Source organism: Pseudomonas sp. RU47 (genome assembly GCF_004011755.1).
Classification (GTDB): Bacteria; Pseudomonadota; Gammaproteobacteria; order Pseudomonadales; family Pseudomonadaceae; genus Aquipseudomonas.
This window is the reverse complement of sequence record NZ_CP022411.1, coordinates 977,837-993,525: the sequence shown is the minus strand read 5'-3', so window position 1 is coordinate 993,525 and position 15,689 is coordinate 977,837. Positions and strand designations below refer to the sequence as shown.

At 59.4% G+C, this 15,689-nt stretch carries 14 protein-coding genes; 7 read left to right on the top strand and 7 right to left on the bottom strand.

The window, feature by feature from the left end:
• Positions 1-5: 5 nt before the first annotated feature.
• The 5 genes from gatA (at position 6) to CCX46_RS04290 (ending at position 4,918) form a co-directional block, all read left to right on the top strand.
• Positions 6-1,457, top strand: coding sequence for an Asp-tRNA(Asn)/Glu-tRNA(Gln) amidotransferase subunit GatA (gene gatA, locus CCX46_RS04310; RefSeq protein WP_025109475.1), 1,452 nt, complete (start codon positions 6-8; stop codon positions 1,455-1,457).
• Positions 1,458-1,467: 10 nt separating this feature from the next.
• On the top strand, positions 1,468-2,913 hold the full coding sequence (gatB, locus tag CCX46_RS04305) for an Asp-tRNA(Asn)/Glu-tRNA(Gln) amidotransferase subunit GatB (protein ID WP_127925826.1): 1,446 nt from the start codon (positions 1,468-1,470) through the stop codon (positions 2,911-2,913).
• Between the two features lie 145 nt (positions 2,914-3,058).
• Positions 3,059-3,433 carry a septal ring lytic transglycosylase RlpA family protein gene (locus CCX46_RS04300; protein WP_007915349.1) on the top strand — a complete coding sequence of 125 codons (375 nt, stop codon included), beginning with the start codon at positions 3,059-3,061 and terminating at the stop codon, positions 3,431-3,433.
• Between the two features lie 46 nt (positions 3,434-3,479).
• Positions 3,480-4,541, top strand: coding sequence for a calcium/sodium antiporter (locus CCX46_RS04295; protein ID WP_127925825.1), 1,062 nt, complete (start codon positions 3,480-3,482; stop codon positions 4,539-4,541).
• Positions 4,538-4,918, top strand: a complete 381-nt coding sequence (locus tag CCX46_RS04290; protein WP_127925824.1) for a carboxymuconolactone decarboxylase family protein — start codon at positions 4,538-4,540, stop codon at positions 4,916-4,918. The genes CCX46_RS04295 and CCX46_RS04290 overlap by 4 nt, the downstream gene beginning before the upstream one ends.
• 119 nt (positions 4,919-5,037) lie before the next feature.
• Here CCX46_RS04290 and CCX46_RS04285 read toward each other — a convergent pair whose 3' ends face one another.
• The 5 genes from CCX46_RS04285 to kdgD all read right to left on the bottom strand — a co-directional run bounded on the left by CCX46_RS04285 (position 5,038) and on the right by kdgD (position 11,748).
• On the bottom strand, positions 5,038-5,979 hold the full coding sequence (locus tag CCX46_RS04285) for an AEC family transporter (protein WP_127925823.1): 942 nt from the start codon (positions 5,977-5,979) through the stop codon (positions 5,038-5,040).
• A 271-nt stretch (positions 5,980-6,250) separates the two neighbouring features.
• Positions 6,251-7,804 carry a galactarate dehydratase gene (gene garD / locus CCX46_RS04280; RefSeq protein ID WP_127925822.1) on the bottom strand — a complete coding sequence of 518 codons (1,554 nt, stop codon included), beginning with the start codon at positions 7,802-7,804 and terminating at the stop codon, positions 6,251-6,253.
• A gap of 11 nt (positions 7,805-7,815) precedes the next feature.
• Positions 7,816-9,177, bottom strand: a complete 1,362-nt coding sequence (locus CCX46_RS04275; protein WP_007915342.1) for an MFS transporter — start codon at positions 9,175-9,177, stop codon at positions 7,816-7,818.
• 138 nt (positions 9,178-9,315) lie between these two features.
• Positions 9,316-10,761: an aldehyde dehydrogenase family protein gene (locus tag CCX46_RS04270; RefSeq protein WP_034154458.1), complete on the bottom strand. Its 1,446-nt coding sequence runs from the start codon at positions 10,759-10,761 to the stop codon at positions 9,316-9,318.
• Between the two features lie 75 nt (positions 10,762-10,836).
• The gene (gene kdgD / locus CCX46_RS04265; RefSeq protein ID WP_016984321.1) at positions 10,837-11,748 is read right to left on the bottom strand and encodes a 5-dehydro-4-deoxyglucarate dehydratase; all 912 of its coding nucleotides are present in this window, start codon (positions 11,746-11,748) and stop codon (positions 10,837-10,839) included.
• Positions 11,749-12,044: 296 nt separating this feature from the next.
• Between kdgD and CCX46_RS04260 the strand changes: the two genes are divergently transcribed.
• The gene (locus CCX46_RS04260; protein ID WP_127925821.1) at positions 12,045-12,425 is read left to right on the top strand and encodes a hypothetical protein; all 381 of its coding nucleotides are present in this window, start codon (positions 12,045-12,047) and stop codon (positions 12,423-12,425) included.
• Positions 12,426-12,598: 173 nt separating this feature from the next.
• On the top strand, positions 12,599-12,946 hold the full coding sequence (locus CCX46_RS04255) for a hypothetical protein (RefSeq protein WP_127925820.1): 348 nt from the start codon (positions 12,599-12,601) through the stop codon (positions 12,944-12,946).
• 7 nt (positions 12,947-12,953) lie between these two features.
• Here CCX46_RS04255 and CCX46_RS04250 read toward each other — a convergent pair whose 3' ends face one another.
• Together CCX46_RS04250 and CCX46_RS04245 are read right to left on the bottom strand one after the other, a co-directional pair.
• Positions 12,954-13,700, bottom strand: coding sequence for a FadR/GntR family transcriptional regulator (locus CCX46_RS04250; protein WP_176472316.1), 747 nt, complete (start codon positions 13,698-13,700; stop codon positions 12,954-12,956).
• A 190-nt stretch (positions 13,701-13,890) separates the two neighbouring features.
• Positions 13,891-15,618 (bottom strand): ABC transporter ATP-binding protein/permease, encoded by a 1,728-nt coding sequence (locus CCX46_RS04245; RefSeq protein ID WP_127925819.1) that lies wholly within the window; start codon positions 15,616-15,618, stop codon positions 13,891-13,893.
• Positions 15,619-15,689 lie beyond the last annotated feature (71 nt).

Genomic DNA, 15,689 nt, shown 5'->3' with positions numbered 1-15,689 from the left:
CTGCAATGCATCAAATGACTCTGGCCGAGATCGCCCGCGGTCTCGCCGATAAAAAGTTTTCCTCCGAAGAGCTGACCAAAGTCCTGCTGGCGCGCATCACCCAGCTCGATCCACAGCTCAACAGTTTCATCAGCCTCACCGAAGAGCTGGCCCTCGAGCAGGCGAAAGCCGCCGATGCCCGCCGCGCCAACGGTGAGAGCGGCGCCCTGCTCGGCGCGCCGATCGCCCACAAAGACCTGTTCTGCACCCAGGGCATTCGCACCAGCTGCGGCTCGAAGATGCTCGACAACTTCAAAGCCCCGTACGACGCCACCGTGGTCGCGAAACTGGCCGCTGCCGGTGCCGTGACCCTGGGCAAGACCAACATGGACGAATTCGCCATGGGCTCGGCCAACGAGTCGAGCTGGTACGGCGCGGTGAAAAACCCGTGGAACCTGGAACACGTACCGGGCGGTTCGTCCGGTGGTTCGGCGGCGGCAGTTGCCGCGCGTCTGTTGCCAGCAGCCACGGCCACTGACACCGGTGGTTCGATTCGTCAGCCGGCAGCGTTCACCAACCTCACTGGCCTGAAACCGACCTACGGTCGCGTTTCGCGCTGGGGCATGATCGCTTACGCCTCCAGTCTCGATCAGGGCGGCCCTCTGGCGCGTACTGCCGAAGACTGCGCAATTTTGTTGCAAGGTATGGCTGGCTTCGATCAGAACGACTCGACCAGCATCGACGAGCCGGTTCCGGATTACTCCGCAAGCCTGGGCGATTCGCTGCAAGGCCTGCGCATCGGCGTGCCGAAGGAATACTTCAGCGCCGGTCTCGACCCACGCATTGCCGAGCTGATCCAGAACAGCATCAAAGAGCTGCAGAAGCTCGGTGCCGTGATCAAGGAAATCAGCCTGCCGAACATGCAGCACGCGATCCCTGCGTACTACGTGATCGCGCCAGCAGAGGCTTCTTCCAACCTGTCGCGTTTCGACGGCGTGCGTTTCGGCCACCGTTGCGAGCAACCGAAAGACCTGATCGACCTGTACAAGCGCTCCCGTGGCGAAGGCTTCGGCCCGGAAGTCCAGCGCCGGATCATGGTCGGTGCGTACGCGCTGTCCGCCGGTTACTACGACGCCTACTACCTGAAAGCGCAGAAGATCCGTCGTCTGGTGAAGAACGACTTCATGGCTGCCTTTAATGAAGTCGACATCATCCTCGGCCCAACCACGCCGAACCCGGCCTGGAAGCTCGGCGCGAAGAACAGCGACCCGGTCGCTGCCTATCTGGAAGACGTCTACACCATCACCGCCAACCTCGCGGGCCTGCCGGGCCTGTCGATGCCGGCCGGTTTTGTCGACGGTCTGCCGGTTGGCGTGCAACTGCTCGCGCCGTATTTCCAGGAAGGCCGTTTGCTCAATGTTGCGCACCAGTATCAGTTGAACACTGACTGGCACACCCGCACCCCAACCGGCTTCTGAGGAGACACACATGCAATGGGAAGTCGTGATCGGGCTGGAGATTCACACTCAGCTCACTACCCGGTCGAAAATCTTTTCCGGTAGTTCCACCACGTTCGGTTCCGAGCCGAACACCCAGGCCAGCCTGATCGACCTGGGCATGCCCGGCGTTCTTCCGGTGCTGAACCAGGAAGCGGTGCGTATGGCGGTGATGTTCGGTCTGGCGATTGACGCCGAGATCGGTCAGCACAACGTGTTCGCCCGTAAAAACTACTTCTACCCGGATCTGCCGAAGGGCTACCAGATCAGCCAGATGGAATTGCCGATCGTTGGCAAGGGCCACCTGGACATCGCCCTGGAAGACGGCACCGTCAAACGTGTCGGCATTACCCGCGCGCACCTGGAAGAAGACGCCGGCAAGAGTCTGCACGAAGAATTCAACGGTGCCACCGGCATCGACCTGAACCGTGCCGGTACGCCGCTGCTGGAAATCGTTTCCGAGCCGGACATGCGCAGCGCCAAGGAAGCCGTGGCTTACGTCAAGGCGATCCACGCGCTGGTGCGTTATCTGGGCATCTGCGACGGCAACATGGCCGAAGGTTCGTTGCGTTGCGACTGCAACGTGTCGATCCGTCCGAAAGGCCAGGTTGAGTTCGGCACGCGTTGCGAGATCAAGAACGTCAACTCGTTCCGCTTTATCGAGAAGGCGATCAACTCCGAAATCCAGCGTCAGATCGAGCTGATCGAAGACGGCGGCAAAGTGATCCAGCAGACCCGTCTGTACGATCCGAACAAGGACGAAACCCGTCCGATGCGTTCGAAAGAGGAAGCCAACGACTACCGTTACTTCCCCGATCCGGACCTGCTGCCGGTGGTCATCGAAGAGTCGTTCCTCGGCGAGGTGCGTGCCACCCTGCCGGAACTGCCACCGCAGAAACGCGAGCGCTTCCAGAGCCAGTTCGGTCTGTCGGCGTACGACGCCAACGTGCTGGCCACCAGCCGTGAGCAAGCCGATTACTTCGAGAAGGTTGCGGCCATCGGCGGCGACGCCAAACTGGCGGCGAACTGGGTAATGGTCGAGTTGGGCAGCCTGCTCAACAAGCAAGGCCTGGACATCGATGAGTCGCCGGTTTCTGCCGAGCTGTTGGGCGGCATGCTGCAGCGCATCAAGGACAACACCATCTCCGGCAAGATCGCCAAAGTGGTGTTCGAAGCGATGGCCAACGGCGAAGGCAACGCGGACGAGATCATCGAAAAACGCGGCCTGAAGCAAGTGACCGACAGCGGCGCGATTTCGGCGGTGCTGGACGAAATGCTCGCAGCCAACGCCGAGCAGGTTGAACAGTATCGTGCGGCGGATGAAGCCAAGCGCGGCAAGATGTTCGGCTTCTTTGTCGGTCAGGCAATGAAAGCGTCGAAAGGCAAAGCCAACCCGCAGCAAGTGAACGAACTGCTGAAAAGCAAGCTCGAAGGCTGATTCTAGCCCCGCGCCCGGGGATCGTTCCCACGCTCTGCGTGGGAATGCCGCCCCGGACGCTCCGCGTCCATTGCGGTGTGACGCAGAGCGTCACGGGATGCATTCCCACGCTGGAGCGTGGGAACGATCACTTTGGAGTATTCGAATGAAACGTCTGCTCGGCGCCTGCGCCCTGCTCTCCTTGCTGGCCGGTTGCGCCAGCACCGACACCATCGACCCGCACGGTTACGACCAGACCGGCGTCGCCTCTTATTACGGTGCCAAGCACCACGGTAAACGCACCGCCAGTGGCGAGCCGTTCAACCAGAATTCCCTGACCGCCGCCCACCGCCAGCTACCCTTCGGCACACGGGTGAAGGTCACCAACCTGAAAAACGATGAATCCGTCGTGGTTCGCATCAACGACCGCGGCCCGCACACCCGTGGACGCCTGATCGACGTGTCCCGCGAGGCCGCCGAACAACTCGGCATGCTGCGCAGCGGCACCGCGCGGGTTCGCGTGCAGGCCCTCGACGACTGATGGAGCGCTGACCATTTTCGGATTAGCCGATTTACCCCTGATCAGCGTGATCGAACTGCTCGCCGGCCTGTGCCTGCTGATCTTCGGCGCCGAATTGATGGTGCGTGCGGCAGTGCGTCTGGCAGCGCGTCTGCATGTGCGGCCACTGATCATCGGCCTGACCATCGTCGCCCTCGGCAGCAGCGCGCCGCAAATGGCCGTCAGCCTGCAAGCGGCGCTGGCGCACAACCCGGACATCGCCGTTGGCAGCGTGGTCGGCAGCAGCATCTTCAATATCCTCGTCACCCTCGGCCTTTCCGCGCTGATCATTCCTCTGCGCGTTTCGCGACAACTGGTGCGGCTCGATATTCCGCTGATGATCGGCGCCAGCCTGCTGGTGTTCGTCCTGGCATGGAATGAAGAGCTCGGCCGCTTGGACGGCATCTTGCTGCTGGGCGCACTGGCGTTGTATCTCGGTTTACTGTTGCGCCAGTCTCGGCACTCGACGCGACCGCATTCTGCACAAGCCGAAGTGGTACAGACCTCATGGGTTGCCAGCGTCTTCATGATCATCGTCGGCCTCGTCCTGCTGGTGTTCGCCGGGCACTTGCTGCTCGGAGCCGCCGTGGTGGTGGCGACGGATCTGGGCTTCTCCGAGCGGGTGATCGGCCTGACCGTGGTCGCCGTCGGCACCTCGCTGCCAGAACTGGCAACCTCGCTGATCGCCGCATTGCGCGGTCAACGCGACATCGCCGTGGGCAACGTGATCGGCGCCAACCTGTTCAATCTGCTCGGGGTGCTCGGCCTCACCGCACTGATTGCACCGACACCGCTGTCGGTATCGCCGAATGCGCTGGATTTCGACTTGCCGGTGATGCTCGGTGTCGCCGCACTGTGCCTGCCGGTGTTCTATTCCGGCTACCGCGTGACGCGTGCAGAAGGTTTGTTGCTGCTCGGTTTGTATCTGGCCTATGGGCTGCACGTGGTGTCGTTCACCACCGGCATGCCGCTGGCGGGCAAGCTCGAACGGCTGATGCTGTTTTATGTCCTGCCGACGCTGTTGACGTTTCTGCTGTTCACGTCGATCCGCGCCTGGCGCCGCCAACACCACAAGAGTGAAAAACCATGACCGAATCGAAGAAGTCCGGGGTTGAAGTCCGCCGCCAGGTAATGGGCGATGCGTTTGTTGATCGCGCCTTGGGCAACACCACCGAGTTCACTCAACCCTTGCAGGATTTCGTCAATGAACATGCCTGGGGTGGCGTGTGGAACCGCGAAGGTCTGCCGCTGAAAACCCGCAGCCTGATCACCCTCGCCGCGCTGACGGCACTGAAGTGCCCGCAGGAATTGAAAGGCCACGTACGCGGTGCGCTGAACAATGGTTGCACCGTGAACGAGATTCGTGAGGCGCTGCTGCATTGCGCCGTGTATGCCGGCGTGCCGGCGGCGATTGATGCTTTTCGCGCGGCGCAGGAAGTGATCGATACCTATCAGAAACCTGAGTGATTCAGTGCTGCTGAAATAGCTTTCGCGAGCAGGCTCGCTCCCACATTTTGGAATGCATTTCACATGTGGGAGCGAGCCTGCTCGCGAAGAGGCCCTGAACAACACCACAACACTCAAAATCAGATCCACCCACCCCACTGCAAAACAAAGATCCCGACATTAGTTGTGATCGCCGCCATCAACGTGGTCATCACAATAATCGCCGCCGCCAGTTCATGATTGCCCTGCGCTGCTCGCGCCATGACAAAACTCGCCGCCGCCGTCGGGCTGCCGAAGTACAGAAACAGTATCCCCAACTCCGCGCCACGAAAGCCCCACAACCAAGCCCCCAACGTCGCCAGCACCGGCAGACCGATCATCTTCACCAGGCTGGAACTCAGCGCCATGCTACCGCTCTTGCGCAACGCCGCCAGCGACAACGTTCCGCCAATGCAGATCAGCGCCAATGGCAAGGTGGTCTGCGCCAGATACTGCCCGGAGGTTTCCAGCCATCCCGGCAAACCGATCTTGAAATAGGCAAACGGCGCCGCCGCAATCACGCTGATGATCAGCGGATTGCTGAACACGCTTTTGCAGATGCTCCACGGATCAGACTTGATCACCGGGCTGTACACCGCCAGCACGATGGTCGACAGCGTGTTGTAGAACAGGATCACCAGCGCCGCGAGAATCGCCCCGAGGGAAATCCCGTAATCGCCGTACATGCTCGCTGCCAGCGCCAGACCGATCACACCGTTATTGCCGCGAAACGCGCCCTGGGTATAGATGCCACGATCTTCACGCGGACAACGGAAAATCGCCCAGCCCCAGGCCACGGCAAAACTCACCAGCGTGGCGAGGGAAAAGTAGATCAGCAGGGACGGTTGCAACGCAGCGTGCAAGTCGGCATGCAGAATGCCGAGGAACAGCAGCGCCGGCATGGTGACGTTGAACACCAGCGACGAGGCCGTGTGGATGAAGTTGTCGTTGATCCAGTCGATGCGCTTGAGGAGCACACCGAGAAACAGCATGGCAAACACCGGCGCGGTGATGTTCAGGGTTTCGAGGAAAATTGCCAGCATGCCGGGGAGCCTTGGGTGAGCGTCGTTAGGAGCCAATGATAAAGCAAAAGCCCCTCACCCTAGCCCTCTCCCGGAGGGAGAGGGAACTGATCGGGGGATATTGCAGAAATCCATCGACCTGAAATGACTTCGCTGAATCCATAACTGCTTGTCGAATCCATAATCAACTCGGTATTTCAGGTCGATGTATAGCGCCAAACATCTCGGTCGGCCCCCTCTCCCCCAGGGAGAGGGCTGGGGTGAGGGTAGCTCTTGACCCCCCCCCAAACCGTCAAGTAATCGGCGCCGGATTGAACAACGTAATGTCGTTATGCAGTTTGTGCTTCTCCGCCCACGTCTGCTGCTTGCCGCTGGCAACATCCAGGTAATAGTGAAACAACTCCCAACCCAACTTCTCAATGGTCGCCCGCCCGGTTGCGATCCGCCCGGCATCGATGTCGATCAGATCCGGCCAGCGCTGCGCCAGCTCCGTACGCGTCGAAACCTTCACCACCGGCGCCATCGCCAAACCATACGGCGTGCCACGCCCGGTGGTGAACACATGCAGGTTCATCCCCGCCGCCAACTGCAACGTCCCGCAGACAAAATCGCTCGCCGGGGTCGCACAGAAAATCAAACCCTTCTGTTTGAACCGCTCGCCCGGGCCGAGCACGCCATTGATCGCGCTGCTGCCGGATTTGACGATCGAACCCAGCGACTTCTCGACAATGTTCGACAACCCGCCCTTCTTGTTGCCCGGCGTGGTGTTGGCGCTGCGATCCGCTTCACCCTTGGCCAGGTAACGGTCGTACCAGTCCATCTCACGCACCAGTTCCTCGGCGACGGTTTTGCTTTCGGCGCGTGAAGTCAGCAAATAAATCGCATCGCGCACTTCGGTGACTTCGGAAAACATCACCGTCGCCCCCGCGCGCAACAACAAGTCCGAGGCATAACCCAGCGCCGGGTTGGCGGTAATCCCGGAGAAGGCATCACTGCCGCCGCACTGCATGCCGAGGATCAACTCGGACGCCGGCACGGTTTCGCGGCGGCGCTGGTCGAGTTTCTTCAGGCGAACCTCGGCCAGTTCCATGATCTGCTCGATCATCTCGGTGAAACCGTGACTGGAATCCTGCAAGCGATACAGCCATGGATCGCTGAGATCCACCGACGCATCGTCCTCGTGCATGACCTGCCCGGCCTGCAATTTCTCGCAGCCCAGACTGATCACCAACGCTTCGCCACCGAGGTTCGGATTGCGCGCCAGATTGCGCACGGTGCGAATCGGGATGTAGGCGTCGGTGGCGGTAATCGCCACGCCGCAGCCATAGCTATGAGTCAGCGCCACCACGTCATCGACGTGCGGGTACTTCGGCAGCAGTTCTTCCTTGATGCGTTTTACCGCGTGATCAAGCACGCCGGTGACGCACTGCACCGTGGTGGTGATACCGAGAATATTACGCGTGCCGACGGTACCGTCAGCGTTGCGATAACCCTCAAAGGTGAAGCCTTCCAGCGGTGCCTGCGCGTCCGGCACGTCGGTGGACAGCGGCAAGCTGTCCAGCGGCGGCGCGGTCGGCATCCGCAGTTGATCTTCCTTGACCCAACTGCCGCGGCGGATCGGCTGCAACGCGTAGCCGATCACCTGACCGTAGCGAATCACCTGGCCGCCCTCGGGAATGTCTTCGAGGGTGACCTTGTGGCTCTGCGGCACGAATTCCAGCGTCACCAGGCCATCGGCAAATTCAGTGCCGGCCGGTGCGCCCTGGTCGTTGACCACGACCACCACATTGTCCCGCTCGTGCAGGCGGATGTGGCGCGGCGAGTCGGAATGTTCAATCAACTGCATGACGCCGCTCCTCAGGAATGCGCTTGGGACAATTTACCGCTGGCTTCAACACCGCCGTTGGTTGGTGGCTCTTTGAGTACTACACGTTTGATCGGGCCAACGATGACCAGATAGCTGAACACCGCGACCAGTGCGTTGGCACCGACGAACACCAGCGCCCATTTGAACGAGCCAGTGGAGCTGATGATGTAGCCAATCACGATCGGCGTGGTAATCGAAGCGATGTTGCCGAAGGTGTTGAACAGGCCACCGCTCAGACCGGCGATCTGTTTTGGCGAGGTGTCGGAGACCACCGCCCAACCGAGTGCGCCAACGCCTTTGCCGAAGAAGGCCAGGGCCATGAAGCCAACCACCATCCATTCCACTTCAACATAGTTGCAGGCAACGATGCTGCTGGAAACCAGCAGGCCGGCAATGATCGGCGCTTTGCGGGCGAAGGTCAGCGAGTGGCCCTTGCGCAGCAGGTAATCGGAAATCACCCCGCCAAGCACACCACCAATAAAGCCGCAGATTGCTGGCAACGAGGCGATGAAACCCGCCTTGAGAATGGTCATGCCACGCTCTTGCACCAGATACACCGGGAACCAGGTCAGGAAGAAGTAAGTGATGCCGTTGATGCAGTACTGGCCCAGATACACGCCGAGCATCATGCGGTTGGTCAGCAACTGACGGATGTAATCCCACTTCGGACCGTCGGACTTTTTGCCCTTCTGATCCATGTCGACCATGCCGCCGTTTTCAGCGATGTGTTTGAACTCGGCTTCGTTGATACGCGGGTGTTCACGCGGGCTGTAGATCACTTTCAGCCAGACCAGCGAGAAGATGATCCCGAGAATTCCCATGACGATAAACACGTGCTCCCAGCCAAAGGAGTAAACGATCCAGCCCATCAGCGGGGCGAACAACACGGTGGCAAAGTATTGCGCCGAGTTGAAGATCGCCGAGGCGGTGCCGCGTTCAGCGGTCGGAAACCAGGCCGCGACGATGCGCGCATTGCCGGGGAACGATGGCGCTTCAGCCAGGCCCACGAGGAAGCGCAGCATGAACAGCGCAACGATGGCCGTGGACATGCCGAACTCACCGACAAAGCCTTGCAGCACGGTGAACAGCGACCAGGTGAAAATGCTCAGGGCATAGACTTTTTTCGAGCCGAAGCGATCGAGCAGCCAGCCACCGGGAATTTGCCCGGCCACGTAGGCCCAACCGAATGCGGAGAAGATGTAGCCGAGGGTGACTGCGTCGATGCCCAGATCTTTTTGCAGGCTGGAGCCGGCAATGGCGATCGTGGCACGGTCGGCGTAGTTGATCGTGGTCACCAGAAACAGCATGAGCAAGATCAAATAGCGGACGTGAGTCGGCTTGGACGATTGCATGTAGATGTACTCCCACTGATTATTTTTATGCGCGGGTGAATCTTCTTTGGTATTCCCTGTAGGAGCTGCCGAAGGCTGCGATCTTTTGATCTTAAGAGATCGCAGCCTTCGGCAGCTCCTACAGGGTTATTGCGTTTATCAGGAACCGATGTAACTGGTCTTCACGACCGTGTAGAACTCTTGCGCATAGCGGCCTTGCTCACGTGATCCATAGGATGAACCCTTACGGCCACCGAACGGAACGTGGTAATCGACGCCAGCGGTCGGCAGATTGACCATCACCATCCCGGCTTGCGAATGACGTTTGAAGTGGTTGGCGTACTTCAGCGAGGTGGTCGCAATGCCCGCCGACAGGCCGAACTCGGTGTCGTTGGCCATCGCCAGCGCCGCGTCGTAATCGGCAACGCGAACGATGTTGGCCACCGGCCCGAAGATCTCTTCGCGGCTGATGCGCATCGACGCTTCGCTGTCGGCAAACAGCGTTGGTGCGAGGAAGTAGCCTTCGGTGTCGCAGGTCACCAAGCCACCGCCGCTGACCAGACGCGCACCTTCGGACTGGCCGATGTCGATGTACTTCATGTCCTGTTCCAGCTGCGCTTGCGAAACCACCGGACCAATATCGGTGCCGGATTTCAGCGCGTGCCCGACCTTGATCGACTTCATGCGCTCGGCCATGGCTTCAACGAATTTGTCGTGAATCCCGGCAGTGACGATCAAACGGCTCGACGCGGTGCAACGCTGACCGGTGGAGTAGAACGCGCTCTGCACCGACAGCTCGACCGCTTGCTTTAGGTCGGCGTCGTCGAGAATGATCTGCGGGTTCTTGCCGCCCATTTCCAGCTGAACCTTGGCCTGGCGCGAGACGCAGTTGACTGCGATCTGACGACCCACGCCCACCGAACCGGTGAAGCTGATGCCATCGACTTTCGGGCTCTGCACCAGCGCATCACCAACCACGCGACCGCTGCCCATCACCAGGTTGAACACGCCGGCCGGGAAGCCTGCGCGGGAGATGATTTCCGCCAGTGCCCAGGCGCAACCCGGCACCAGATCGGCCGGTTTCAACACCACGCAGTTGCCGTAGGCCAGCGCCGGGGCGATTTTCCACGCAGGAATCGCGATCGGGAAGTTCCACGGGGTGATCAGACCGACCACGCCCAGCGCTTCGCGGGTCACTTCAACGTTGACGCCCGGACGCACCGACGGCACGTAGTCGCCGGACAGACGCAGGCATTCACCGGCGAAGAACTTGAAAATGTTACCGGCGCGGGTCACTTCGCCGATGGCTTCGGGCAGGGTCTTGCCCTCTTCCCGGGCCAGCAGGGTGCCGAGTTCTTCGCGACGGGCGAGAATTTCCGTACCGACTTTATCCAGCGAATCGTGACGGGCCTGGATACCCGAAGTCGAATACGCCGGGAATGCCGCGCGGGCAGCGTCGATGGCAGCGTGAACCTGAGTCAGGTCAGCCTTGGCGTAATCGCCGATGGTGTCGCTCAGTTCCGACGGGTTGATGTTGGCCGAGTAGTCGGCACCGGCAACCCATTCGCCGTTGATGTAGTTGTCGTAGCGTTTTGCATTTGTCACAGGGGCAGCCCTCAAAACTAAAAGCCTTTACGCAAAAAGCCGCTGATTACTCAGCGGCCGCGTTTTTGTCGGGTGTTACTGCGCACCTTGCTTGTCGATCAGCGCAGCGAGCATTTCGTACTCTTCACCAGTCAGATCGGTCAGCGGTGCCCGCACCGGGCCTGCGTCATAGCCGGCGATTTTCGCGCCTGCCTTGACGATGCTCACGGCGTAACCGGCCTTGCGGTTGCGGATGTCGAGGTACGGCAGGAAGAAGTCGTCGATGATCTTGCCGACGGTAGCGTGATCTTCACGAGCGATCGCGTGGTAGAAGTCCATCGCGGTTTTCGGAATGAAGTTGAACACCGCCGAGGAGTAGACCGGCACGCCCAAAGCCTTGTAGGCAGCGGCGTAGACTTCGGCGGTCGGCAGACCACCCAGGTAGCTGAAGCGATCACCGAGGCGGCGACGGATCGACACCATCAACTCGATATCGCCCAGACCATCCTTGTAGCCGATCAGGTTCGGGCAGCGCTCGGCCAGACGTTCCAGCAGCGGCGCGGTCAAGCGGCAAACGTTGCGGTTGTAAACGACCACGCCGATGTTGACCGATTTACACACGGCTTCAACGTGAGCGGCAACACCGTCCTGGCTCGCTTCGGTCAGGTAGTGCGGCAGCAGCAACAGGCCTTTGGCGCCCAGACGTTCGGCTTCCTGAGCGTATTCGATGGCCTGACGGGTCGAACCACCGACACCGGCAAGGATTGGCACGCTGGTTTCGCAAGTGTCGACGGCAGTCTTGATGATTTCCGAGTATTCGCTGGCGGCAAGGGAGAAGAACTCACCGGTGCCACCGGCGGCAAACAAGGCTGAAGCGCCATACGGAGCCAGCCATTCCAGGCGTTTGATGTAGCCCGCGCGGTTGAAATCGCCCTGCGCGTTGAAATCGGTCACCGGGAAAGACAGCAGGCCGGCAGAGAGGATGGACTTCAGTTCTTGTGGATTCATTATTCGAACACCCTGGTAGCAACGTTTTTTGTGATTGGTCCGTTCAGCCTTCGCTGAAGTTGTAGGTCATCGTACAACTTAAATAATAACCGTCAACTGCATTTCATCGTTGTGGGTGTTTTTTTGTCGGACAAAGCTGCTCAAGGCTTGGCAAAACTCGTCGCGAAAGCCCGTGTTTAAAGGGTTCTAGCGCGGAAATGTCTGGTCAAGATTCGTTTACTGAGCGATGCAGAGACGCCGGGTAAGGTGCGACGACTGCCACGAAGGATCGTGGCGGACCTTCGAAGGAAACTGAAATGTTCGTGAATTATGCTGCACCGACCCTCGCGCAAATGGCCTCTTCTGCCTCTGACACCCTCACCCTTCAGCTATCCGCGCTACCCGATGTATTGATCATGCAGGTCCCGGATTCGAGCGATTTTCCAGCGAACTGGAGCGTTTACCCGATTCTCGGCGGCGACCCGGAAGAGCCGGAATGGGAAGGCGAGGAAGTGAACACCGGCACCTGGGACGATGCTGAAGACGAGATGGAGAAACTCACGGGGATCGAGTTGCAGATCCCCAAAGAGGCGCTGCGTCCGTACCTGAACAGAGAGGTTGAATTGCGCTACAAGTTTTCCGACGAGTCGAGCATGGAGCCGTTTTCGCAGGTGTTGAGGTTGCGGATCGAGGGCTGAATCTTGTCGTGCGGGAGCGGTTACCGTTCGTCGGAACTGGTATTTCTTACAGGTGCCAGGCAATTGCAGATTTGGCGTTAATGACGCAGGAGCTAACGAACCGGCTCCGACAGCGCATGCCGTCACTTGCGCCCCTGAAACGGTTAGAAGAGATAACGAAAAGGAATTTACTCATGAATGCACAAGTAAAAGCACTCGCAGCACCAGTACTTCGAGAAGCAGTTAAAGGAGTTCTTTATGTCGGGAAGTTGGAGGGAAAAGCTCACGGCGAAGTGACTTACGAAAACTCAGCTGTCGGAGACGTCGTTGCGCTGGACGTAAAAACTACTACCGGCAACAGCTTCAAAGACCAAATCACATTGACTGCAGCGACGGTAGGAACGCTACTGCCCTTCGCCATTCCCAAAGATGTTTTTGAGAAAAAACTCGTTCCAGGTGCAACCGCCAGCCTTCGCTACAGCGTTACCCGCGCCAGTAATATTTCGGATTCGCCAGTGCTGACAGTTCAACTCGAGCTTTAATTACCCGTCACCCCTGCGCCTGCGCCTCTTCATGGGCCTGGCGCAGTCTTTCACGGCTGTTGGTCAAATGCAGACGCATCGCCGCACGCGCAGCATCGGAATCCTGCCGGGCAATCGCATCGTAGATTTCTTCGTGTTCGCGACTCAGGCGGCTCATGTAATGCTGCTGATCATCATGGGCCAGGCGCGCCGAGTTCAGCCGCGTACGCGGAATGATGCTGGTGCCCAGGTGGGTCATGATGTCGGTGAAGTAGCGATTGCCGGTGGACAGTGCTATTTCCAGGTGGAAGGCAAAGTCCGAAGCGACCGCATCACTGGCGTGGGCAGCGCTTTCGTTAAGTGCATCGAGGGCGGCACGCATGGTCGCCAGTTGCTCGGCGCTGCGACGTTGCGCGGCAAGGCCGGCGGACTCGACTTCGAGGCTGATGCGCAATTCGAGAATCGCCAACACGTCACGCAGGGTGACGACGGTGGCCGGGTCGATGCGGAAACCACTCGGGCTCGGTGTGTCGAGCACGAAGGTGCCGATGCCGTGGCGGGTTTCCACCTGTCCGGCAGCCTGCAAACGGGAAATCGCCTCGCGCACCACAGTGCGGCTGACGCCATGGGCTTCCATGATCGCCGACTCGGTGGGCAGTTTGTCACCGCGTTTAAGCAGGCCATCGCGGATCTGCTCGCTCAGCACCGTCACCAGTTCCTGGGCCAGGCTGCGGCGCTTGCGGGGGAGGCGCGGGGTGTCGATCAGGTTTTCCATGGTGTGCATCTTGTCTCGAAAATTCGGCTTGTGGGCATGATAGCTCAAGCGGGTTGTACGATCACTTTCCGGTTTACATCGCTTTATGTAGGAGTGAGCCTGCTCGCGATGACGTCCGCACATTCAGCATCAATGTGACTGACCCAACGCTATCGCGAGCAGGCTCACTCCTACAGGGGGTTAGCGGTGATCAGGCGGTTACGGTCTGTTCAACCAAGTGGCCGCTGTCGATCCGCACATGTCGTGGATGGAAGCGTTTCAAACTGCTGCGATGGCCGACACTGACAATGCTCAGACCCGGCAACTGATCGATCAGTGCCTGATACAGCGTCGCTTCGTCTTCCTCGTCCATCGCCGAAGTGGCTTCGTCCATGTACAGCCATTGCGGTTCGTAAAGCATTGCGCGGGCGAAAGCCAAGCGTTGCTGTTCGCCCGGCGAGAGCATGCGCTGCCAGTGATTGGCCTCGTCAAGGCGCGCGACCAAATGCGGCAAGCGGCAGGTTTCCAGCACTTGTGCATAACGTTCCGGCGCGTAAGTGTCGCCCGGTTGTGGATAACTCAACGCCTCACGCAGGGTGCCGATCGGCAGATAGGGTTTTTGCGGCAAGAACAGATAACGCGCCGCCGGCAAACGGATGTTGCCGTGGCCCGCCGGCCACAAATGCCCCATCGCCCGCAACAGCGTCGACTTGCCGCTGCCGGAACGGCCACTGAGCATCACGCGCTCACCCGGTTCGACGGTCATGTCGGCGCTGGTCAGCAGATGACGACCGTCGGCCAGATCCAGACCGAGGTTGTGCACCTTCAATTCGCGGCCCTGATTCTGCACATCGATCGCCGGAATGCGCTCTTCGTTGTCGGTCATAGCCTGACGGAAACTCAGCAGACGATCACAGGTGGCGCGCCAGGAAGCGAGGCTCTGGTACGCACTGATGAACCAGCTGAAGCTTTCCTGGACGTTGCCGAATGCCGAGCTGATCTGCATCAGCTCACCCAGCTCGATCTTGCCGGCAAGGTAACGCGGTGAAGCCACGATGAACGGGAAGATGATCGCTGCCTGGCTGTAACCGGCGGTGAAAAACGTCAGGCGCTTGGACACTTTCATGATGTCCCAGAAATTGTGCCAGACATTGCCGAAGCGGGCGCTCAGACGACGATTTTCGTTCGGCTCACCGTTGTACAACGCGATGCTTTCGGCATTCTCGCGAATCCGCACCATGGAAAAACGCAGGTCAGCTTCGAAGCGTTGTTGTTGGTTGTTCAGACCGATCAAGCGACGACCAATCAAATGCGTCAGCCAACTGCCCACCACCGCATAAACCAGCACACACCAGAACATGTAGCCGGGAATGGTGATGCCATAAAGTTCGATGCTGCCCGACACGCCCCAGAGAATGATCGAGAATGACACCAGACTGACGATATTGCGCAGCAGGCCGATACCCAGTTCGAGGGTGTTGGAAGTGAAGTTGTTGAGGTCTTCGGAAATCCGCTGGTCCGGGTTATCGGTGTAACCGCCCTGCTCCAGCTGGTAGTAATTCTTGTCGGCAAGCCAACGCGAGAAATGCTTTTCAGTGAGCCAGGCCCGCCAGCGAATCGTCAGCATCTGAGTCAGATAGAGCCTGTACACCGCACCGACAATGGCCACCGCCGCAATGCCGCAGAAATACAGAATCAAGCGCCAGAACGCCACTTCGTCTTTCTTTTGCAGGGCGTTGTAAAAGTCCTTGTACCAGGTGTTGAACCACACCGAGATGCCCACGCTGAGCAGCGAGAGTGCTATCACTGCGATCAGCAGCGTCCAGGCCTTGCCCTTCTCTTCACTGCGCCAGTACGGCGTGATGATTGCCCACACCTTGCGAAAAAACTGCCCGCGCACAGCATCGTTGACCGCGGAATATTCAGCGTTCTGATTCATGGATAAGGCTCGATATAGAAAAGAACAGACACGCACCGATCATAGTAGATCGGTGCGTTTTATCGCGAGCG